The sequence below is a fragment of the Azospirillum halopraeferens DSM 3675 genome (assembly GCF_000429625.1).
In the GTDB taxonomy this organism is placed as follows: domain Bacteria; phylum Pseudomonadota; class Alphaproteobacteria; order Azospirillales; family Azospirillaceae; genus Azospirillum; species Azospirillum halopraeferens.
This window is the reverse complement of the sequence record NZ_AUCF01000010.1, coordinates 108,886-131,231: the sequence shown is the minus strand read 5'-3', so window position 1 is coordinate 131,231 and position 22,346 is coordinate 108,886. Positions and strand designations below refer to the sequence as shown.

19 protein-coding genes are annotated in these 22,346 nt (G+C 69.3%); all 19 read right to left on the bottom strand.

Features of this window, described 5'->3' with window-relative positions; translation table 11 throughout:
* Nucleotides 1–30: 30 nt before the first annotated feature.
* Entirely contained in the window at nt 31–1,119 is a 1,089-nt protein-coding gene (locus G472_RS0111230) for an MBL fold metallo-hydrolase (RefSeq protein WP_029008474.1), read from the bottom strand.
* A gap of 4 nt (nt 1,120–1,123) precedes the next feature.
* Nucleotides 1,124–2,185, bottom strand: coding sequence for an ABC transporter ATP-binding protein (locus G472_RS0111225; protein ID WP_029008473.1), 1,062 nt, complete (start codon nt 2,183–2,185; stop codon nt 1,124–1,126).
* Nucleotides 2,173–3,909 carry an ABC transporter permease gene (locus tag G472_RS0111220; protein ID WP_245593460.1) on the bottom strand — a complete coding sequence of 579 codons (1,737 nt, stop codon included), beginning with the start codon at nt 3,907–3,909 and terminating at the stop codon, nt 2,173–2,175. Before G472_RS0111220 ends, G472_RS0111225 begins: the two co-directional genes overlap by 13 nt.
* Nucleotides 3,910–3,913: 4 nt before the next feature.
* On the bottom strand, nt 3,914–4,900 hold the full coding sequence (locus G472_RS0111215) for an ABC transporter substrate-binding protein (protein ID WP_029008471.1): 987 nt from the start codon (nt 4,898–4,900) through the stop codon (nt 3,914–3,916).
* An 82-nt stretch (nt 4,901–4,982) separates the two neighbouring features.
* Nucleotides 4,983–7,199 carry an ATP-binding protein gene (locus tag G472_RS32575; protein ID WP_051340692.1) on the bottom strand — a complete coding sequence of 739 codons (2,217 nt, stop codon included), beginning with the start codon at nt 7,197–7,199 and terminating at the stop codon, nt 4,983–4,985.
* Between the two features lie 122 nt (nt 7,200–7,321).
* Complete coding sequence (locus tag G472_RS0111205) at nt 7,322–7,570, bottom strand: DUF1467 family protein (protein WP_029008470.1); 249 nt, start codon at nt 7,568–7,570, stop codon at nt 7,322–7,324.
* Nucleotides 7,571–7,618: 48 nt separating this feature from the next.
* Nucleotides 7,619–8,023 carry a methylmalonyl-CoA epimerase gene (gene mce, locus G472_RS0111200; protein WP_029008469.1) on the bottom strand — a complete coding sequence of 135 codons (405 nt, stop codon included), beginning with the start codon at nt 8,021–8,023 and terminating at the stop codon, nt 7,619–7,621.
* Between the two features lie 48 nt (nt 8,024–8,071).
* Nucleotides 8,072–9,769, bottom strand: a complete 1,698-nt coding sequence (locus tag G472_RS0111195; protein WP_084536583.1) for a ribonuclease J — start codon at nt 9,767–9,769, stop codon at nt 8,072–8,074.
* Entirely contained in the window at nt 9,766–10,539 is a 774-nt protein-coding gene (locus G472_RS0111190; RefSeq protein ID WP_029008467.1) for a type III pantothenate kinase, read from the bottom strand. The genes G472_RS0111195 and G472_RS0111190 overlap by 4 nt, the downstream gene beginning before the upstream one ends.
* A gap of 1 nt (nt 10,540) precedes the next feature.
* Nucleotides 10,541–11,347, bottom strand: a complete 807-nt coding sequence (locus tag G472_RS0111185; protein ID WP_029008466.1) for a biotin--[acetyl-CoA-carboxylase] ligase — start codon at nt 11,345–11,347, stop codon at nt 10,541–10,543.
* Nucleotides 11,344–12,792 carry an NADH-quinone oxidoreductase subunit NuoN gene (gene nuoN, locus G472_RS0111180; protein WP_029008465.1) on the bottom strand — a complete coding sequence of 483 codons (1,449 nt, stop codon included), beginning with the start codon at nt 12,790–12,792 and terminating at the stop codon, nt 11,344–11,346. Before nuoN ends, G472_RS0111185 begins: the two co-directional genes overlap by 4 nt.
* Before the next feature lie 10 nt (nt 12,793–12,802).
* The gene (locus G472_RS0111175; RefSeq protein WP_029008464.1) at nt 12,803–14,323 is read right to left on the bottom strand and encodes an NADH-quinone oxidoreductase subunit M; all 1,521 of its coding nucleotides are present in this window, start codon (nt 14,321–14,323) and stop codon (nt 12,803–12,805) included.
* A gap of 23 nt (nt 14,324–14,346) precedes the next feature.
* Nucleotides 14,347–16,347 carry an NADH-quinone oxidoreductase subunit L gene (gene nuoL, locus G472_RS0111170; RefSeq protein WP_029008463.1) on the bottom strand — a complete coding sequence of 667 codons (2,001 nt, stop codon included), beginning with the start codon at nt 16,345–16,347 and terminating at the stop codon, nt 14,347–14,349.
* An 8-nt stretch (nt 16,348–16,355) separates the two neighbouring features.
* Nucleotides 16,356–16,664: an NADH-quinone oxidoreductase subunit NuoK gene (gene nuoK / locus G472_RS0111165; protein WP_029008462.1), complete on the bottom strand. Its 309-nt coding sequence runs from the start codon at nt 16,662–16,664 to the stop codon at nt 16,356–16,358.
* A gap of 3 nt (nt 16,665–16,667) precedes the next feature.
* Complete coding sequence (locus G472_RS0111160; RefSeq protein WP_029008461.1) at nt 16,668–17,282, bottom strand: NADH-quinone oxidoreductase subunit J; 615 nt, start codon at nt 17,280–17,282, stop codon at nt 16,668–16,670.
* Nucleotides 17,283–17,383: 101 nt separating this feature from the next.
* The gene (gene nuoI, locus G472_RS0111155) at nt 17,384–17,872 is read right to left on the bottom strand and encodes an NADH-quinone oxidoreductase subunit NuoI (RefSeq protein ID WP_029008460.1); all 489 of its coding nucleotides are present in this window, start codon (nt 17,870–17,872) and stop codon (nt 17,384–17,386) included.
* Nucleotides 17,873–17,961: 89 nt separating this feature from the next.
* Complete coding sequence (gene nuoH / locus G472_RS0111150; protein WP_029008459.1) at nt 17,962–18,972, bottom strand: NADH-quinone oxidoreductase subunit NuoH; 1,011 nt, start codon at nt 18,970–18,972, stop codon at nt 17,962–17,964.
* On the bottom strand, nt 18,965–21,031 hold the full coding sequence (gene nuoG / locus G472_RS0111145; RefSeq protein ID WP_029008458.1) for an NADH-quinone oxidoreductase subunit NuoG: 2,067 nt from the start codon (nt 21,029–21,031) through the stop codon (nt 18,965–18,967). Before nuoG ends, nuoH begins: the two co-directional genes overlap by 8 nt.
* A gap of 16 nt (nt 21,032–21,047) precedes the next feature.
* The gene (gene nuoF / locus G472_RS0111140; RefSeq protein WP_029008457.1) at nt 21,048–22,340 is read right to left on the bottom strand and encodes an NADH-quinone oxidoreductase subunit NuoF; all 1,293 of its coding nucleotides are present in this window, start codon (nt 22,338–22,340) and stop codon (nt 21,048–21,050) included.
* Nucleotides 22,341–22,346: the final 6 nt, after the last annotated feature.

Genomic DNA, 22,346 nt, shown 5'->3' with positions numbered 1-22,346 from the left:
CATCTGCCCCGAACGGCGTCGGCGTCTCGGCTAAAGGTCGACGGTCCGGTCAAGGGTCACGGCGGCCGGGGCGAAGGTCTTCGACCAGACGGCCAGGTGCCGGGCGTCACCAAAGGCGGGTACCACCCGCACCGCCGCCGTCGCCCGCACCAGGTCGGCGTTGGCCGACAGGCGCGGGTGCACCGGCCAGCGCAGGACCGCGGCACGGCCGGCGGCGACCAGCCGCTCCGCCGGCGTGCCCCGGCCGAGATACCCGGTGAAGAGGATGGCCGGCTCCGCCGCATCGGCGCAGGCCGCCGCGAGCGTCCCCGCCAGCCCGCCGGATGCGTCGGCCGTGGCGGCCAGCACGATCCCGTGCACCGGACGTTCCGCCGTCGCGGTGCCCGGCACGGCGGCCAGCCGGCGCAGGCCGGACAGCGCCCCCGGCCGCACGCCATCGGCACCGTCGCCCGTGAGCCGGTCCAGCGCCGCCCGGTTGGCGGCGTCGAGGGCCGGCGGCGGCCGGCCGGTGGCCAACAGGTGCAGGGCGATCTCCGGACCGCGACCGCCGGCCGGCACCGGCATCACCAACGCCGGACGGTCGAACCACGGATCGAGGGCCGCCCGGCACGCCGCGCGCGTGTCGTCCCACACACCGTAGGACGCGTCCAGCACCAGGGTGGCTGCCGGCGGCGGCGGGTCGTAGGCGTAAACGTCCGATTCCGGGCAGGAATCGCCCATGTAGAGAAGCCCGCCGCCGACCGCCGGGCGCAGCCACACCCCGCCCGGCGCATGCCCCGACCGGCCCGTTTCGACGACCACCCCGGACACCTCGGTGATCCCGCGCAGCGGCAGCACCCGCCGATCCGCTTCGGGCACGGGCAGCGCCTCCAGGACCGGCGCCGTGGCCCAGACCGGCGGATCGCCCAGCCGGCGGCGCAGGTCGAGCGCCCCGGTGTGGTCCGGATGGCCGTGGCTCAGCAGGATCGCGTCGACCCGGTCCAGTCCCGACAGGTCGGGCCGCATCCCGGCATCGGGCCCTTCGCCCAGGTCGAGCAGCAGGCGGCGCCCGGCCGCCTCCACCAGGAAGCAGGCCGGCCCCTTGGCGCCGACGCCGGACAGGACGGTGAGGCGCGCCACCACCCTACCCCTCCGGCAGCAGCCAGCCGTCGCGCACCCTCACCCCCACGGCCACGCCGGGCGGCGGCGGCTCGCCCTCGCAGTCCAGATGCAGTTCGGCGCCGGACGGACCGGCGGCCAGGGTGACCCGCGACACGGCCCCCTGAAAGGCGATCCCGACCACGCGGGCCGCCAGCACACCCTCGCCGTCGGCGGGCGCCAGGTCCAGGTCGCGGGCGCGCAGGCACAGCCGCCGCGATTCCCCGGGACAGCCGTCGCCGCGAACGACGGCGCCATGACCCCACAGGCCGACGGCGACCCGCCCGGCCCCGGCCCCGCTCCGCACCGTCACCGGCACCAGCATGCCGCGCCCGACGAAACCCGCCACCATGGCGGTGGCCGGCGCACGATAGAGGTCGCGCGGCGTCGCCACCTGTTCGAGCCGGCCGCGGTCCATCACCGCCACGCGGTCGGCCAGCGCCATGGCCTCCGCCTGGTCGTGGGTGACGTACAGGATGGTGGCTCCGGTTTCCCGGTGGACGCGGCGAAACTCCTCCTGCATGGCGTCGCGCAGGTGGGCGTCCAGGTTGGCCAGGGGTTCGTCCAGCAGCACGACGCGCGGGCGCATGGCAAGACAGCGCGCCAGCGCCACCCGTTGCCGCTGCCCGCCGGAAAGCTGCTGCGGCCTCCGTCCCGCCAGGCCGGCCAGCCCCACCAGCTCCAGCGCCCGGGCCACCCGCGCGGTCCGCTCGGCCGCGGGCAGCCGGCGCACCTTCAGCGCATAGGCGACGTTGTCGGCCACGCTCATGTGCGGCCACAGGGCGTAGGACTGGAAGACCATGCCGAGGCCGCGGCGCTCGGGCGGGACGACGGCGCCGGGGCGCGCCACCGTCTCGCCGCCGATGGCGATGACCCCGTCGTCCGGCGCCTCGAACCCGGCGACCAGGCGCAGCAACGTCGTCTTGCCGCAGCCGGAGGGACCGAGCAGGGCCACGAACTCCCCGTCGCGCACCTCCAGGGACACCCCGTCCACCGCCACGGCCGGGCCGAACCGCCGGGTCACCCGGTCCAGTGTCAGGCCCGCCATGGCACCACCCCTTCCGGAAGCCGGCGGCCGGCCAGACTGACCAGCAGGGCCAGCGCCAGCGTCACCGCCACGCTGACCGCCGCCACCGCCGCCGCCGCCGGAGAATTGCCTTCGTAATGCAGCGCGAACACCATCACACCCAGCGTCTCGTTGCCCGTCGACCACAGCAGGGCCGACACCGTCAGTTCGTTGAACGCGGTCATGAAGACCAGAAGCCCGCCGGCCGCCGCCGAGGGTGCAGCCAGCGGCAGGATCACCGTGACCAGACGGCGCAGCACGCCCGCCCCGGCCACCTGCGCCGCCTCCTCCAGCGCCCGATCCAGCGTCTCCATGCCCGCCACCGCCGGGCGCAGGGCCAGCGCCAGGAAACGCGCGAGGTAGGCGGCCAGCAGGATGCCCATGGTGCCGTACAGGCTGAACCCCAGCAGCGGCAGCGGCGGCAGGAACACCAGGATCACCGCGATGGACAGCACGATGCCCGGCACCGCGTAGGGCGCGTCGGCCGCCAGATCGAGGACGCGAGCCACCCGGCTGCGCCGGAACACCAGCAGATAGGCCAGCGGCACCCCCACCAGCGCCGACACCGCGGCGGCGGTCGCCGCCAGGGCGAAGCTGTTGGCGAAGGCGCGGCGCACCGCCTCCTGCTCCAGAAGCGCGAACCGGTAGTTGGCCAGGGTCGCCGTGTCCGGCCCCGGCGCGACGCCGAGGGCCGGGCTGAGCGACGCGGCCAGCAACGCCAGCAGCGGCAGCACCGACAGCACCAGCAGCGCCCCCCACAGCGCCGCCTCCACCCACGGGCGGGCCCGGCCCAGCGCGAAGGGCGCCGCGCCCCCCGCCGTACGGTCCACCACGGCGGAGCCGCGGGACGCCAGCAGCGCGCGCAGGCCCAGCCCGGCGGCGGCCAGCACGGCCAGGATCAGCGCCAGGGCCGCCACCTCGCCCAGCACCTTGGGTCCGAAGCCGTTGAGGCGCTGGTAGATCAGCGTCGTCAGCACGGGGTAGCGACCGGGAATGCCCAGCAGGGCGGGAACGCCGAAGTTGCCGATGGCCGACACGAAGGCCAGCGCCGCCCCCGCCAGGACGGCAGGGCGCAGCAGCGGCAGGATCACTCCGGCGGTGACGCGCAGGGGGCCGGCGCCGGACAGCCGCGCCGCCTCCACCAGGTCGCGCGGCAGGGCGCGCAGCCCGGCCCGCACCGCCAGGAAGACGATGGTGGCGTGCTCCACCCCCATGACCAGGATGACGCCGCCGGCGGAATAGAGCGGGTTGGTGCCGCCCGGCGGCGGTGCCAGACCCACCGGGCCGAGGATCGGGCTGGACGGCCCGGCCAGTTCCAGCCAGGCCAGGGCGGTGATCTGCGGCGGGATCAGCAGGGGAATCAACAGCAGGAACACCACGGCCGACTTGGCGCGGACGTCCGTCAATCCGACGAGCAGCGCCGCGGCGGTGCCGATCGCCACCGACAGCAGGGCCGACCACAGCCCGGCCTCCAGCGTGTTCACCAGTGCGCGCCGGGTGGCGCGGCTGCCCCACACCTCGGCCAGCAGCCCGAACGGCGCACCGTCGGCGGGGGCCAGAGCCTCCGCGAACAGACGGGCCAGCGGCCACAGCGCCAGCACGCCGAGATAGAGGAGCAGCCCCGCCAGCAGCAGGGCCTCCCCGTTCACCGCCGGAAACGCCGGGCGGCGGGCGCTCATCGCCACCGCCGGCGCATGATCCGTCACGCCGTCACCCCCCGAACAGATCGGCAAAGGTCTTCTTCATCTCTTCGTCGGACTTCAGCATGACGGCCGGATCGGCCTCCAGGATGCGCACCGACTTGAGGTCGGGATAGCCCTCCGGAGCGGCCATGCCGGGGATCACCGGGTAGTAGCCCTGCTCCACCGCCTGGCGTTGCGCCGCCTCGGACAACTGCCAGGCGACGAACGCCTTGGCCGCTTCCACGTTCTTCGCCGTCTTCAGGATGGCGACGGGCTGGGTGATGACGCTGACGCCTTCCTGCGGCACCACGAAACCGACGGGCGAGCCCTTGGCCCGGGCGTTCAGCGCCATGTACTCGATGATGATGCCGTAGGCCTTCTCGCCTCGGGCGACCGCCTCGATGACGGACCCGTTGCCCTTGCCGGCGACGGCGCCGCCTTTGGCCAGTTCCTCATAATAGGACCAGCCGAAGGCCGGCTGCTGCACCATGGTGCCGACGTGGATGGCGGCGGCGCCCGAATAGAGGGGGCTGGGCATGATGGTGGCCCGGGCGGCGTCCGCCGTCTTCAGATCGTTCCACGACACCGGCGGGGTCGTCACAAGACCCGTGTTGTAGACAATGCCGGTGGTGATCAGCTTGGTGCCGAAGAAGGTGCGGTCGGGGTCGATCAGAGCCGCCGGGACGGCACCGGTCGGAGCGTCGGGGTAGGCCAGCAGACGGCCGTCGTTCTTGAGCTGGGTGGTCGCCACCGCGTCGGCGATCAGCACCACGTCGGCCCGGGGATCACCGGCGGTGAACTCCGCCTGCAGCTTGTTCATCACCTCGGTGGTGCCGGAGCGGAACAGCTCCACCGTCACATCGGGGTGGGCGGCGGTGAACGCCTTGACCACCGCGGCCATCTGGTCCGTCGGCTGCGAGGTGTAGACCGTCAGCGTGCCCGAGGGTGCGGCGGCGGCGGCGCCGGCGGCGAGCGACAGCAGCGCCGCGGCGGCCAGATGCTTCGGGAATCCCATCGTCTCGTGCCCCTTCCTTGCGTTCTTTGCGACGGGGCCCGAGGAGCCCCCGCGCGAGGGCCCCTTCAGTAGCAGACGAACGTTACGGTTTCGGGACGGTGCCGGACGCCGCCTGCCGATCCAGAAGGGCGCCGAGGCGGGCCGTCAGATCGGGCGGCCGGAACGGCTTCTGCAACAGCCCGTCGCAGTCGATCCCGTCGGGCGCCTCGGCGTAGCCGGTGATCACCAGCACCGGCAGGCCGGGGCGCAGGCGGCGCGCCTCCCGCGCCAGAACCGCTCCGGTCATGCCGGGCATGGCGTAGTCGGTGACCAGGGCGCCGATGTCGGGGTGGTCCCGCAGCAGGGCCAGGGCCGACGTGCCCTCACCCGCCTCGCGCACCCGGAACCCCGCCATTTCCAGCACGGCCGTCATGGCGACGCGGATGACCGCGTCGTCATCGACCAGCAGCACCACCCGTTCGCCGCCGCCGGCCTCGTCCGCCTTCTTTGCCTCGTCCGGTGCCGGAACGGGCGGCGCAACGGTCGCCGGCGCCGGCGCGGTGGTGGCACACGGCAGGCAGACGGTGACCGTCGTTCCCCGTCCGACGGCGCTGGCGATGTGGACACCGCCGCCCAGTTGCGCCGCCATCCCGTGCACCATGGGCAATCCGAGGCCGGAGCCCCGGCCCACCTCCTTGGTGGTGAAGAAGGGTTCGAAGGCGCGGGCAAGAGTGGCGTCGTCCATGCCGATGCCCGTATCCTCCACCATCACCGCCACATAGCGGCCGGGCGCCAGGTCGGGCGGGTGGACCGCGTCCCCGCCGTCGCCCACGCGCACCTCCCTGGCCCGCAGCGTCAACAGCCCGCCCGCGGGCATGGCGTCGCGGGCGTTGATGGCAAGGTTGAGGATGGCGGATTCCATGCCGGCGCGATCCACCAGGGCCGCGGGCAGATCCGGCGGCACGGCGATGTCCACCCGGATGAGACCGCCGAGGGTGCGCTCCAGCAAGGGCCGCATCCCGTCCAGCATGTCGCCGATGTCGGTCGGCTCCGGCGCCAGGACCTGGCGCCGGGCGAAGGCCAGCAGGGACCGGGTGAGTCCCGCGCCGCGCTCCACGCTCCGGCGCGCCGCCTCGAACATCCCGCGGGCCGGACCCTGCGGGATATGGGGGTCGAGTGCCGCCAGGCAGCCGCCGATGCCTTGCAGCACGTTGTTGAAGTCGTGGGCGACGCCGCCGGTGAGCTGGCCCATCGCCTCGAACCGCTGGGTGCGCCGCAGCGCCTCCTCGGCCCGGTCCCGGCGTTGCATCTCGTCGCGCAACGCATCCAGGGTCCGCTGCTCGCGCCGGGCGTTGCGCAATGCGAAAAGGGTGGCGGCGACCAGGGCCAGGGTGGCGATACCCCAGGCGGGCAGGAAGCCGGCCAGCTTGGCGCCCCACACAGCGTTCACGTCGGCCGTGGAACGGGCCACGACCACGTAGAGCGGCAGCGACTCGATCCGCCGGTAGGCGAAGGAACGGGTAACGTCATCACTCCAGGTCTCATGGACGTAGGCGCCCCGGTCCGGCTGCCTGCCTATCGCCGTCATCAGGCCGCTGTCGGGCGGCAGCCGCGGGAAGGGCGGCTCGGCAGCGGGATAGGCAACGGGATGGCGCGCCAGGATGGCCCCGTCGTCCCGCAGCAGGCCGGCCAGGTCGAACCGGCTGTCGCGCAGCAGGCGCGGAAACGCTTCGCTGAAGTAGCCGGGATCGGACGAGACGGCGATCAGCCCGTCGAACCGCCCCTCGGCGTCGCGCATGGGCACGGCGACCGTGAAGAACAGGGCCCGATCGACCCGTCCGCGCCCGACTTCGCTGATAAAGAGGTCGCGGGCCGGATCGTCGCGCAGGGCGCGGAAATAGTCGCGGTCCGACAGGTTGACTCCCGACGGCACGGGATGCACCACCGACGTCGCCAGCACCCCGCCATCGGCGCGCAGGACCCACAGAGAAGACAGTGGTGCCAGCGTCGCCGCCAGGTGCTGCAATTCCGCGTGGATGGCGCGTTCATTGCCCCGGCGCAGTTCGACGATCGCGCGCACGCGTTCCACAACGATGCGATGGAGATCGAACACACGCAAGGTGTGTTCGTACAGCACGTCCACCTGGGTCTGAAGCGCCGCCCGGGACGCCGCCACCTCGTCGCGATAGGACGTCACGGCGAACAGGGCCAGGATCAGGGCCGGCCCGGCCACCGACGCGACCAGAAGCGCCCACAGGGTACGGATCGTCAGCGGGCGACCCGTTGGCGTCTCGGCCGGGACCATGGTTTCGGATTGCATGCGGCGCCTCGTCACGGTGCCTTTCTTAAGACAGCGGACGGAATATTAGAATCGACTAAAAGCCATATGCCCCGAAAAAACGACCGCCGGTGGAGGCGGTGGGACCCGCCGCCGCCGCGCCGCTACATTCCCCGGGCCATCTCGCGAAACGAGATCAGATCCGATGCCACCACGGCATAGATGCCGGCCCACACCACCGCGGCCACCACCGTGGTGACCGCAAACTTCAGCATCAGCCGCGGCTGCTGCGGGGCGCTTTCGGCTGTGCCCGGCAGGGGATCGTCCGGTGCCCGCACGCCCCAGGGCAGCACCGCGAACAGCACCACCCACCAGACGACGAAGTAGACGGCGATCCCGCTGACCCAACCCATATGGCCCTCTTTCCTGACGGTGCGCGCCGGCCGATCGGCCGGCCCGGTTCACGCCTGCTCCAGTTCCACCAGCGTGCCGCAGAAATCCTTGGGGTGCAGGAACAGCACCGGCTTGTCGTGCGCCCCGATCTTCGGCTCGCCGTCGCCCAGCACGCGGGCCCCCTCGGCCTTCAGCTTGTCACGGGCGGCCAGGATGTCGTCCACCTCATAGCAGATGTGGTGGATGCCGCCCGACGGGTTCTTCTCCAGGAACGGCGCCACCGGCGACCGGTCGCCCAGAGGGTGCAGCAGTTCCACCTTGGTGTTGGGCAGGGTGACGAACACCACCGTGACGCCGTGCGGCGGCAGGTCGACCGGCTCCGACACCGTGGCGCCGAGGGTGTCGCGGTAGAGGGCGGTGGCGGCGGGCAGGTCGGGAACGACGATGGCGACGTGATTCAGTTTGCCGATCATGATGATGGTCCCCCGGTTTCTTGGTCTTCGTTCGTTATCCTGGATCGCTCAGATTCGCACCAGGTGCACTTCGGTCAGCGGCTTCTTGCCGTGGGAGGCGTTGAGGGTGCGCCGCACGGCGATGCGGGCCGCCTCACGCACGGGCGCGTCGTCCAGCCGCGCCGCACGGGGCAGCGCCGCCACCGCCTCGCGCACCGCGTCGACCACATCGAGCAGTGCGTTGTGTTCGATGGTCTCATCCAGCAGCCCCATGACGGCGATCTGCGGGGCGGTGACCAGTTCGCCCTTGCCGTTCATCACCAGCGTGGCCACCGCCGCACCGTTGTTCACCATGCGGTGGCGGGACCGCATCAGCCCGTTGTCGAGGGGCACCAGCTTCTTGCCGTCCAGCGCCCAGCGCCCGGCGCGCACCTGCGTCACCACCTCGGCCGGGCCGGGGGCCAGGCGGATGACGTCGCCGTTGGTCGGCACCACGGTTTCGGACACCTGGCAGTCCCGCGCCAGCCGGGCGTGCTCAAGCTGGTGGCGCTGCTCGCCGTGCACCGGGACGGCAATGCGCGGGCGCACCCACTGATACATGGACACCAGTTCGTCCTGCGCCGGATGGCCGGAGACGTGGACGGGCGCGTGGTCGGCGGTGACCACGGTGACGCCGCGCGACGCCAGCAGGTTCTGCACCCGCCCGATCGCCCGTTCATTGCCGGGGATCTCCCGCGATGAAAAGATGACGGTGTCGCCCGGCTCCAGCGAGACCTGCGGGTGGTCGTTGCCGGCGATGCGGGCGAGCGCCGACCGCGGCTCCCCCTGGCTGCCGGTGCAGATCAGGACGACCTTGTCGCGGGGCAGGAAGTTGACCTCGTGCTCCGTCAGGAAGGGCGGCGTGTCGTGCAAATAGCCGTTGGCGCGCGCCGCTTCGTTGATCCGCCACAGCGACCGGCCGACCAGCGCCACGTTGCGCCCGTGGGCTGCGGCAGCCGCGGCGATGCTCTCCAACCGCGCCACGTTGGTGGCGAAGCAGGTCACGGCGACGCGGTTGGGATAGCGGCCGATCAGGTCGGTCAGGGTCTTGCGGACCTCCGCCTCCGAGCCGGAGCGGCCGGGCACCAGGGCGTTGGTGCTGTCGCACAGCATCGCCAGCACCCCTTCGTCGCCGATGGCACGCAGACGGGCGTCGTCGGTGACCGGACCCACGCGCGGATCCGGGTCGAGCTTCCAGTCGCCGGTGTGCAGCACCGTGCCGGCCGCGGTGCGGATGGCCAGGGCGTTGGGTTCCGGGATGGAATGGGTGACGGTGACGTACTCCACCCGGAACGGCCCGGCCTCGACGGAACCGCCGAGGGGCACCTCGACGATCGGCACGCGGTGCGCGAGTTGGCGCTCGTAGAGCTTGGCGCGCAGCACCGACGCGGTAAAGGGGGTGGCATAGACCGGGCAGTCCAGCATGGGCCACAGGTACTGCACGGCGCCCAGATGGTCCTCATGGGCGTGGGTAAGCACGATGCCGACCAGATTCTCGCGCTGCTCCGCGATGAAGGTGGGGTCCGGCATGATGACGTCGAGGCCCGGCATGGTGTCGTCGGCGAAGGAGATGCCGAGGTCCACCATCAACCACTTGCCGCGATGGCCATAGAGGTTGAGGTTCATGCCGATCTCGCCCGAGCCGCCCAGCGGCACGAAGTAGAGACCGTCGTCGTCGGGGGTGAACGGGCCGCCATGCCCGGAGGTGCCGTTGGCCGAGATGCTCATGCTGCCGCGTTGCGCCTGTAGATCAGGAGGAGGCCGCGCAGCGTCAGCTCCGCGTCCGTGTGCTCGATAAGATGGGTCGCCTTGGCGAACAATACAGCCAGGCCGCCGGTGCCGACCACCGTCATGGGCCGGCCGTACTCCGCCCGGATGCGTTCCACCAGCCCTTCGATGAGGCCGACGTAGCCCCAGAAGATGCCGGATTGCATGCATTGCACCGTGTTGCGGCCAATCACCGCGGCGGGCTGCACGATCTCCACCCGCGGCAGCTTGGACGCGGCCATGTGCAGCGCTTCCAGGGACAGGTTGATGCCCGGCGCGATGACGCCGCCGCGGTAGTTGCCGTCCTCGTCCACCACGTCGAAGGTGGTGGCGGTGCCGAAGTCGATGACGATCAGCGGCAGCGGATAGGCGGCGGCGGCGGCCACCGCGTTGACCAGTCGGTCGGCGCCCACCTCGTCCGGGCGCTCCACCACCGCCTTGGCCCCCAGGCTGACCGTGGGCTGACCGACGATCATCGGCTCGCACCCGAAATGGTCCTTGCACAGGCGCTTCAGGTTGAAGGTGGCGCCGGGCACCACGCTGGCGATGATGCAGCCGTCGATATCGCCGGGGGCCAGCGCCCGCAGCGCCATCAGGTGGGTCAGCCACACCATGTACTCGTCGGCGGTGCGCCGGGGATCGGTGCCGATCCGCCACAGGCCGCGCTGCACGTCGCCGTCATAGATGGCGAAGACCACGTTCGTGTTGCCGGCATCGATGGCGAGCAGCATCTCACACCCCTCCGGTCGCGGGCGGCACCCCGGGAAAGAAGACGTCACCGGCGGCGACCCGCCGCACCCCGGCTCCGTCGCCGCAGTCGAGCAACAGCACGCCGTCGTCGTCCAGGTCGACGAAAGTGCCGTGCAGCGTGCGGTCAGCCAGCCGCACCGCCACCGGCCCGCCGACCCCCGCGGCCCGCTCCAGCCAAGCGGTGCGCACGGCGGCGAACCCGGCGGCGGTCCAGCGCTCCAGCCAGCCGTCCAGAGCCCCCAGGAACATCGGCCCCGCCGTCTCCGGGACGGGATGGTCCGCCCCCGCGGCGGCCAGGGTGGTGGCGGGGTACTCGGCGCCCGGCGGCGCCTCGGTCAGGTTGATGCCGGTGCCCAGCACCAGCCACGCCACCGTCCCGTCGGCGGCGGCCTCGGTCTCCAGCAGGATGCCGGCCAGCTTGCGGCCGTTCACAAGGACGTCGTTGGGCCATTTGCAGCGCACCGCGGCGGAGGCCGGCAGCAGGGTGGCCGCCAGATCGGCGATGGCCAGGGCCGCGACGAAGGAGATCTGTGCCGCCACCGTGACCGGCACCGCCGGCCGCAGCACGGTCGACAGATAGAGGTTCCCCGCAGCCGATTCCCAGGCCCTCCCCCGCCGGCCGCGGCCGGCCGTCTGGCGGCGGGCCCAGACGACGGTGCGCTCCGGTGATCCGGAGCGCGCCAGGTCCTTCGCGATGTCGTTCGTGCTGCCGACGGTGTCGTACGCGACGACCCGAAAGCCCGGGGGCGGCTGCCAGGCCGCCGCCCCCGGAACCGGTGCGTCGATCATCCCGCGAACAGTGTCCGTGCCGCCGTGGCCGCACCGTTCAGGATCGGCGCCGGCAGGACGAAGAACAGCAGCGTGAACAGGCCGGTGCCCACCAGGATGGCGGTCATCCCGTCATCGCCGATGCGGTCGAAGGCTTCCACCGGCTCGTCGAAGTACATGATCTTGACGATGCGCAGATAGTAGTAGGCGCCCACCACGCTGGTCAGCACGCCGACCACCGCCAGGGTGTAGAGCTGCGCCTCGATGGCCGCCAGGAACACATAGAGCTTGCCGAAGAAGCCGGCCATGGGCGGGATGCCGGCCATGGAGAACATGAAGATGGCCATCGCCGCCGCAAGCAGCGGGCTGGTGCGGGCCAGACCCGCCAGGTCCTTCACCTCCTCCACCATGCGGCCGTTCTGCTTCATGCTGAGGATGACGGCGAAGGCGCCAACGTTCATGAACAGGTAGATCGCCATGTAGATCAGCACGCCGCGCACGCCCACCTCGGTGCCCGTCGCCAGACCGACCAGCGCGTACCCGATGTGGCCAATGGAGCTGTAAGCCATCAGCCGCTTGATGTTGGTCTGCACAATGGCGGCGAAGGAGCCGAGGATCATCGACAGGATCGAGGCGACGATGATGATCTGCTGCCACTGGTGGACCAGGTGGCCGAACGGTTCGATCAGCAGGCGGGTGAACAGGGCGATGGCGGCGATCTTCGGGGCCACGGCGAAAAAGGCGGTGACCGGCGTCGGCGCACCCTCATAGACGTCCGGCGTCCACATATGGAACGGCACGGCCGAAATCTTGAAGGCCAGGCCGGCGACGACGAACACCAGGCCGATGATCACGCCGGTGGAGGCGTGGGCGCCGCCATCGAACAGGGCGGCGATGCGGTCGAAGCTGGTGGTGCCGGCGAAGCCGTAGACCAGCGAGGCGCCGTACAGCAGCAGGCCGGACGACAAGGCACCCAGCACGAAGTACTTCAGGCCCGCCTCGGCCGAGCGCGCAGAGTCACGCCGGAACGCGGCGATGACGTAGAGCGCGAGGGACTGCGTCTCCAGGCCGACGTAGAGCGAGATGAGATCGTTGGCCGAGATCATCATCATCATGCCCAGCGTCGCGAAGAGCATGAGGACCGGGAACTCGAACCGCCGCATCTGCTCGCGCTCGATGTAGGAGAGCGACATCAGCACGGCCAGGGCCGCCGCGACGAGGACCAGGATCTTCATGAAGACGCCGAAGGCGTCCATCACGAACAGTCCGTTCAGGGTGACCACCCGCGCCTCGCCGAGACCCAGCGTGAGCACGGCGGCGAACAGCATGGCGACGACGGTGAAGTAGGCCACGGGACGGGTGAACCCGTCGCCGCGGAACACGCCGAGCATCAGGAGGGCCATACCGGCGAGGGCCAGGAAGATCTCCGGCAGCGCCGGCCACAGGTCGGGAAATTCTGCGAGCATGGCGTGTCCTCTAGCGCGCGGCCAGTTCGGGGCCAACGGCCGCCGCCGCGGCCAGCTTGGTTTCGTAGACGGTGATGAGCTGTTCGACCGACGCCGACATGACGCCGAGGAAGCTCGACGGGTAGATGCCCATCCACAGCACCACCACGATCAGCGGCGCGAACACCGCGATCTCACGCGGGCTCATGTCGGCCATGGCGCGCACGTCGTCGCGGGTGATCTTGCCGAACACCACCCGGCGGTAGAGCCACAGGGCGTAGGCGGCGCCCAGCACCAGGCCGGTGGCGGCCAGGAAGGCCACCCAGGTGTTGGCACGGTAGGCGCCCAGCAGCACCAGGAACTCACCCACGAACCCCGAGGTGCCGGGCAAGCCGACCGAGGCCAGGGTCATGAACATGAACACCACGGCGTACTTGGGCATGTTGTGCACGAGGCCGCCGTAGCGCGCGATCTCGCGGGTGTGCAGCCGGTCGTAGACCACGCCCACGCACAGGAACAGCGCGCCCGAGACGATGCCGTGCGACAGCATCTGGAAGATCGAGCCCTCGACGCCCTGCTGGTTCAGGGTGAACATGCCGATCGTCACGAAGCCCATGTGGGCGACGGAGGAGTAGGCGATCAGCTTCTTCATGTCCTCCTGCGCCAGCGCCACCAGCGAGGTGTAGATCACCGCGATGACCGACAGCGCGAAGACCATCGGGGCAAAGAACTCGGTGGCCTCGGGCATGATCGGGATGTTGAAGCGCAGGAAGCCGTAGCCGCCCATCTTCAGCAGCACGCCCGCCAGGATGACCGACCCGGCGGTCGGCGCCTCCACGTGGGCGTCGGGCAGCCAGGTGTGCACCGGCCACATCGGCACCTTCACCGCGAAGGAGGCGAAGAAGGCCAGCCACAGCCACATCTGCATCTCCCGCGGGATCGCCGTCGCGGTGATCGTCGGGATGTCGGTGGTGCCCGCCAGGAAGTACATGGCGAGGATCGCCAGCAGCATCAGCACCGAGCCGAGCAGGGTGTAAAGGAAGAACTTGAACGCCGCGTACACCCGCCGCGCCCCGCCCCACACGCCGATGATCAGGAACATCGGGATGAGGACGCCTTCGAAGAACATGTAGAAGACGACGAAGTCCAGCGCGCAGAACATGCCGACCATCAGGGTCTCGAGGACCAGGAAGGCGATCATGTACTCCTTGACGCGGGTCTTCACCGATTCCCAGCTCGCCAGGATGCACAGCGGCATCAGGAAGGTGGAGAGGATGACGAACAGCATGGAGATGCCGTCGACACCCATATGGTACGAGATGTTGAAGGTGGGGATCCACGCCACCTTCTCGACCATCTGGTAGTTCGGGTTCGCCGGATCGAAGTTGATCCAGATGAACAGGGACAGCACGAAGGTGATCAGCGTGGTCCACAGCGCCACATTGCGGGCGTTGCGGTTCACATCCTCGGGCGTGCCGCGGATGATCAGGATGAACAACGCGCCCACAAGCGGCAGGAACGTCGTGATCGACAGGATCGGCCAGCCAGCCATTGTTCTTCTTCCCCCTTAACCGATCAGCCGAACATCGACAGCCAGACGATCAGCAGCACGACGCCGATCACCATCGCAAAGGCGTAGTGGTAGACGTAGCCGGACTGCAGCCGGGCCGCCCGGGCCGCCATGTCCCGCGTCGCCGCGGCCACGCCATCCGGCCCCACGCCGTCGATGACGGCACCGTCGCCCGACTTCCACAGACCGTAACCCAGCGCCCGGGCCGGGCGCACGAAGGCCCAGTCGTACAGCTCGTCGAAGTACCACTTGTTGTAGATGAACCGGTGTGCCCCCGACAGGGTCCGGACGATGGCGCCGGGAATGCCGGGGAAGAACATGTAGAGCAGGTAGGCCAGCGCGATGCCGATCAGGCCGCAGAAGATGGGCAGCACCGGCACCCAGCCCGGCAGGTGATGGTGGGCCGCCTCGATGCTGTCGTTGGCCTCCAGCACCAGGATCGATGCCCCCCAGAACTCGCCCCGGCCGTCGCCCACGAAGCCGTTGTGGAACAGCATGCCGGCGAACAGCGCGCCCGCCGCCAGAACGCCCAGCGGTATCAGCATGACGGCCGGCGACTCATGGACGTGCGCCATCACGTGCTCGTTGGCGCGCGGCGTGCCGTGGAACGTCATGATCAGCAGGCGCCAGGAGTAGAAGGCGGTCATGACCGCGGCGGCGATGCCCAGCCAGAAGGCGAAGGTGCCGACCGGGCTGTGGGCGGCGAAGGCGGCCTCCAGGATCATGTCCTTGGAGTAGTAGCCGGCGAAGAACGGCAGGCCGGCCAGCGCCAGGTTGCCGATCCACATGAAGGCGTAGGTGATCTTGATGTGCTTCCAGATGCCCCCCATGTGCCTCATGTCCTGCTCGTCCGACATGGCATGGATGACCGAGCCGGCGCCGAGGAACAGGAGGGCCTTGAAGAAGGCATGGGTGAACAGGTGGAACATGGCGGCGCCGTAGGCCGACACGCCGACCGCGAAAAACATGTAGCCGAGCTGCGACATCGTCGAATAGGCGATGACGCGCTTGATGTCGAACTGGGTCATGCCGATCGTGGCGGCGACGAACGCCGTCAGGGCACCGACCACCGTCACCACCTCCAGCGCCGCCGGCGCGTACTCGTACACCGGCGACAGGCGGCAGAGCATGAACACGCCGGCGGTCACCATGGTGGCCGCGTGGATGAGGGCCGACACCGGAGTCGGGCCTTCCATCGCGTCCGGCAGCCAGGTGTGCAGGCCGAGCTGCGCCGACTTGCCCATGGCGCCCATGAACAGCAGCAGGCACGCGACGGTCAGTGCGGGCACTTCCCACGACAGGAAGGTCATGGTGGTCCCGGCGATCTCCGGCGCGCGCGCGAAGATCGCGTCGAACGTCACCGAACCGGTCAGCACGAAGATGGCGAAGATGCCCAGTGCAAAGCCGAAGTCACCGACCCGGTTGACCAGGAAGGCCTTCATCGACGCGTTGTTGGCCGATGGCTTCTCGTACCAGAAGTTGATCAGCAGGTAGGAGGCGAGACCGACGCCTTCCCAACCGAAGAACATCTGCACCAGGTTGTCCGCCGTCACCAGCATCAGCATGAAGAAGGTGAACAGCGACAGATAGGCCATGAACCGCGGCTTGTTCGGATCGTGGCTCATGTAGCCGATGGAGTAGACGTGCACCATGGCGGACACGGTGTTGACCACCACCAGCATCACCGCGGTGAGCTGGTCGATGCGCAGCGCCCACGACACCTCGAAGGTGCCGCTGTCGATCCAGGTGAACAGCTCCACCGTGCGCGCGGCGCCGCCGCCGACCACCTGGAAGAAGATCACCCAGGACAGGACGGCACAGACCAGCAGCGAGCCGGCGGTGACGAACTGCGAAGCGGTATCGCGCCAGTCGGCCTTGTGGTGCCCGCCGTGGCCGTGGTCACCGTGACCATGGCCGTGGTCGTCGTGCGGCGCGCCGGCGAACAGCGCGATCGCACCGGCGATGAGGAACGCCAGCAGCGGGAGGAATACGACGATGACATCCATGGCGCGGCTCAGCCCCTCATCAGGTTGATGTCTTCGACTCGGATGGAGCCGCGGTTGCGGAAGTAGACCACCAGGATCGCCAGGCCGATCGCCGCCTCGGCGGCCGCCACGGTGAGGATGATCAGCGAGAAGACCTGACCGACGAGGTCGTTCAGATAGACGGAGAAAGCGATGAGGTTGAGATTCACCGCCAGCAGCATCATCTCAACCGACATCAGGATGATGATGACGTTCTTGCGGTTCAGGAAGATGCCGAAGACCCCGAGGGTGAACAGGATCGCGGCGACCGTCAGATAATGGCCGAGCCCGATGTCCATGGCTTAGATTCCTCCTCCGGTCGGCACCTTGCGGATCACGACCGCGTCTTCGCGGCGGCGGGCAAGCTGCTCGGCGATGTTCTGTTTGCGCACGCCCTCGCGCTGGCGCAGCGTCAGCACGATGGCGCCGACCATGGCGATCAGGAGGACGATGCCGGCCGCCTGGAACAGGTAGACGTAATGCGTGTAGATCAGCATGCCGAGCGCGTGCGTGTTCGTCACCTGGTCGATGGGCGGGGCCGGTGCCGCGACCTGCGCGGCCGCACCCGGAGCCACGATCCAGGCACCCAGCACCACGGCCAGCTCGGCCAGCAGGATGAAGCCGATCAGCCCGCCGATGGGCAGGTACTGTAGAAAGCCGCTGCGCAGCTCCCGGAAGTTGATATCGAGCATCATCACGACGAACAGGAACAGCACCGCCACGGCGCCGACGTAGACGATGATGAGGATCATCGCCAGGAACTCCGCCCCCATCAGCACGCACAGGCCGGCCGCCTGGAAGAACGCCAGGATGAGGTAGAGCACCGAGTGCACCGGGTTCCGCGCCGATATGACCATCACGCCGGAGGCCACCAGGATGGCGGAGAACACGTAAAATGCCAGGCTTTGCACAATCATCGTAAGTCCCCGCCTCCGCGGTCGAGGGTGTATCCGTCCGTACCGGGCGTTGGGCCGGGGGCCGGGCCGCATGGCCCCGCCCCCGCTTCGCCCGGGGGTTCTTAGCGGTAGGGCGCTTCGGCCGCAAGGTTGGAGGCAAGCTCCGCCTCCCAGCGGTCGCCGTTCGCCAGCAGCTTCTGCTTGTTGTAGAAGAGTTCCTCGCGGGTTTCCGTGGAGAACTCGAAGTTCGGACCTTCGACGATGGCGTCCACCGGGCAGGCTTCCTGACAGAAGCCGCAGTAGATGCACTTCGTCATGTCGATGTCGTACCGCGTGGTGCGGCGGCTGCCGTCCTCGCGCGGTTCGGCCTCGATGGTGATGGCGAGCGCCGGACAGACCGCTTCGCAGAGCTTGCAGGCGATGCAGCGCTCCTCGCCGTTGGGATAACGGCGCAGCGCGTGCTCGCCGCGGAAGCGCGAGCTGATGGGCCCCTTCTCGTGCGGATAGTTCAGCGTCACCTTGGGCTTGAACATGTAGCGCAGGGTGAGGCCGAGCCCGGTCACAAGCTCGCTGAGGAACAGGCTGCGCGCCGTGCGATCGAGGAAAGCCATGGCCGCTTCTTCTCCTTGTTGTCGCGAGCGCCCGACCCGAAGCGCCCGCGATCCTTGCTTGATGTCCGTCCCGGTCTGCGGTCCGCCGCTCAGCGCGGCAGCCAGTCGAAGGCCACCAGCACGCCGGCCGTCAGCACCACCCAGAAGAGCGAGAACGGCAGGAACACCTTCCAGCCCAGCCGCATGAGCTGGTCGTAGCGGTAGCGCGGCATGGTCGCGCGGACCCAGATGAAGACGAAGAGGCACAGCGCGATCTTCAGCGCGAACCAGATGGGGCCGGGGATCCAGTTCAGAGGAGCGATGTCCAGCGGCGGCAGCCAACCGCCCAGGAACAGGATCGTGGTCATCGCGCTCATCAGGATCATGTTGGCGTATTCGCCGAGGAAGAAGAGCGCGAAGGGCATGGCGCTGTACTCGACCATGAAGCCCGCCACCAGCTCCGACTCGCCTTCGGGAAGATCGAAGGGCGAACGGTTGGTCTCGGCCAGGATCGAGATGAAGAAGACGATGAACATCGGGAACAGCGGGATGAAGAACCAGACGGTCTCCTGCGCCCGCACGATGGCCGTCAGGTTCAGCGATCCGACGCACAGCAGGACCGAGATGATGACGAAGCCCATGGAGACTTCGTAGGACACCATCTGGGCGGCCGAGCGCAGGGCGCCCAGGAAGGCGTAGCGGGAGTTGGAGCCCCACCCCGCCATCACGATGCCGTAGACCCCCAGCGACGAGATGGCGAACAGGTAGAGGATGCCGACGTTGATGTCAGCCAGCACCAGCCCGTAGTCGAAGGGGATCACCGCCCAGGCCACCAGGCTGAGCAGGAACGTCAGCATCGGCGCCATGTAGAAGACGATGCGGTTGGCACCGGCCGGCAGGATCTGTTCCTTGGCGAACAGCTTCAGACCGTCCGCAAAGGGTTGCAGCAGGCCGAACGGGCCGACCATGTTCGGCCCCTGGCGGAGCTGCATGGCGCTCATCACCTTGCGCTCGGCATAGGTCAGGTACGCCACGGCCACCAGCAGCGGCACGACGATCGCCAGGATCTGGAGGACGATGATGATCAGCGGCAGCAGGAAGCCGCTCCAGAACTCAGCCATGGGTACCGGTCCTCTCCTGGGCGGCGGATCCGAGGAAGGTCTCGGTGCAGCGCGCCATCGTCACCGAGGCGCGGCTGATCGGATCCGTCATGTAGAAGTTGGCGATCGGCGTTGCGAAGGGCGCCGGATCGAGCGGTCCCGCCGCGCCGAACCCCAGCCAGGTGGCCGGCGTCACCGCGTCGATCGCGCCGAAGATCGGGTTCAGGTCCACCATGCGCCGGCGCAACTGGGCCTGGCTGTCATAGGGCAGCGTGTGGCCGAGACGCTCCGACAGGGCGCGCAGGATCTTCCAGTCCTCGCGCGCCTCGCCGAGCGGGAAGGTGGCGAGACGGGCCTGCTGCGGCCGCCCCTCGGTGTTGACGTAGGTGCCGTCCTTCTCGGTGTAGGCGGCGCCCGGCAGCACCACGTCGGCGCGGGCCGCGCCGGCGTCGCCGTGGTGGCCCTGGTAGATCACGAAGGCGGACCCCAGACGGGCCATGTCGATCTCGTCGGCAGCGAGCAGATAGACCGCCTCGATCTCCCCCTTCGATGCGCCGTCCAGGATGCCGGCCAGGTCGCGGCCGCCCTCGCCCGGCAGGAAGCCGATGTCGAGAGCGCCGACCCGCGCCGCCGCGGTGTGCAGCACGTTGAAGCCGTTCCAGTCGTCGCGCACCATGCCGTAGGTCTCGGCGAGCGCGCGGGCGGCGGCCTGGATGGCCGGGCCGTCGGCGCGCCGGAAGGCGCCCATGCCGAGCACCAGCATCGGCCGCTTGGCGCCCTTCAGCACCTCGGCGAAGTCGCCCTTGCCGTCGACCAGGTCCTGCAGGTCCTGCGGCCCGGTGCCGATGTGGGCGTAGGGATAGGTCAGCTCGCGCCGCTCGCCGATCACGGCCACCTTCAGGCCGCCCATCAGGTACCGCTTGCGAATGCGGGCATTGACCAGCGAGCCTTCCCAGCGCGGGTTGGTGCCGATCAGCACGATGACGTCGGCCTGCTCGATCCCGGCGATGCCGGTGTTGAACAGGTAGCCGGACCGCGCCGAGGCGTCGAAGCGCGCACCGTCCTGGCGGCAGTCCAGGTTGGGCGAGCCCAGCGCCGTCATCAGATCCTTCAGCGCCAGCATCGATTCCACATCGACCGTGTCACCGGTGATGGCGGCGATCTTCGTCCCGGCGACACCCTTCAGGCGGGTGGCGATGGCATCGAACGCCTCGCCCCAGGTGGCCGGATGGAGACGTCCGCCCTTGCGCACGTAGGGCCGGTCGAGGCGCTGGCGCTTCAGCCCGTCGTAGTGGTAGCGGCTCTTGTCCGACAGCCACTCCTCGTTGATGTCCTCGTTGAGGCGGGGCAGCACGCGCATCACTTCGGGCCCGCGCGTGTCGACGCGGATGTTGGAGCCGACCGCATCCATCACGTCGATGGTTTCGGTCTTGCGCAGCTCCCACGGGCGCGAGGTGTAGGCGTAGGGCTTGGACGTCAGCGCACCCACCGGGCAGACGTCGACCAGATTGCCCGACAGTTCCGACGCCACCGCCTTCTCGACGAAGGTGGTGACCTCCATATGCTCGCCGCGGTTCACCGCGCCGATGTCGGGGACGCCGGCGATCTCGTTGATGAAACGGATGCAGCGGGTGCAATGGATGCAGCGGGTCATGATCGTCTTGATCAGCGGACCCATGTACTTGTCCTTGACCGCGCGCTTGTTCTCGGCGTAGCGCCCGTGGTCCATGCCGTAGGCCATGGCCTGGTCCTGAAGGTCGCACTCGCCGCCCTGGTCGCAGATCGGGCAGTCCAGCGGGTGGTTGACCAGCAGGAACTCCATGACGCCCTTGCGGGCCTTGTGGACCAGGTCCGTGTCGGTCCGGATGACCATGCCGTCGGCGCAGGGCATGGCGCAGGAGGCCACGGGCTTCGGCGCCCGCTCCATCTCCACCAGGCACATGCGACAGTTGGCCGGAACCGACAGGCGCTCATGGTAGCAGAAGCGCGGGATCTCGATGCCAAGCTGTTCGCACGCCTGGAGCACCGAGGTGCCCGGCTCGACTTCGATCTCGATCCCGTCGATGGTGAGTTTCGGCATTGGGACCTCGGGCTCCTTACTCGGCGGCCAGGCGCTGGGCGGCGTTGCGGTACTCGAGGATGCGGCGCTCCATCTCCGGCCGGAAATGCCGGATCAGACCCTGCACCGGCCACGCCGCGGCGTCGCCCAGCGCGCAGATGGTGTGCCCCTCGATCTGCTTGGTGACCTCGTGGAGCATGTCGATCTCCTCCACGCGGGCGTTGCCCTTGACCATGCGCTGCATGACGCGGTTCAGCCAGCCGGTGCCCTCACGGCAGGGCGTGCACTGGCCGCAGCTCTCATGGGCGTAGAACTGCGACAGGCGGGCGATCGCCTTGACGATGTCGGTGGACTTGTCCATCACGATCACCGCCGCGGTGCCAAGGCCGGAGCGCGCGTCGCGCAGGCTGTCGAAGTCCATCAGCACCGTGTCGCAGATGGACTTGGGCAGCACGGGCACCGACGATCCGCCGGGGATCACGGCCAGCAGGTTGTCCCAGCCGCCGCGCACGCCGCCGGCGTGGCGCTCGATCAGCTCCTTCAGCGGGATGCCCATCTCCTCTTCCACGTTGCACGGCTTGTTGACGTGCCCGGAGATGCAGAAGAGCTTGGTGCCCGTGTTCTTCGGCCGCCCCAGCCCGGCGAACCAGCCGGCGCCGCGGCGCAGGATGGTGGGAACCACGGCGATGGATTCGACGTTGTTCACCGTCGTCGGGCAGGAATAGAGGCCGGCCTGGGCGGGGAACGGAGGCTTGTTGCGCGGCTGGCCCTTCTTGCCCTCGATGGACTCGATGAGCGCCGTTTCCTCGCCGCAGATGTAGGCACCCGCACCCCGGTGGATGTAGATGTCGTAGTCGTAGCCGGTGCCGCAGGCGTTCTTGCCGATCAGCCCCGCCGCGTACGCCTCGTCGATGGCGCGCTGTACGTTGGAGCCTTCGTTGTAGAACTCGCCGCGGATGTAGATGTAGCAGGCGCTTGCCCCGATGGCGACGCCGGCCAGCAGACAGCCCTCGATCAGCTTGTGCGGATCGTGGCGCAGGATGTCGCGGTCCTTGCAGGTGCCGGGCTCGCCCTCGTCGGCGTTGACCACCAGGTAGACGGGCTTGCCGGTGACGGCCTTGGGCATAAAGGACCACTTCATGCCCGTGGAGAAGCCGGCGCCGCCGCGGCCGCGCAGGCCGGATTCCTTCACCTGCTCGATGATCCAGTCGCGGCCCTTTTCGACCAGCGCCCGGGTGTTGTCCCAGTCGCCGCGCGCGCGGGCGGCGTCGAGGCCGAAGTCCTGGTAGCCGTAGAGATTGGTGAAGATGCGGTCTTCATCGCGAAGCATCGTCGG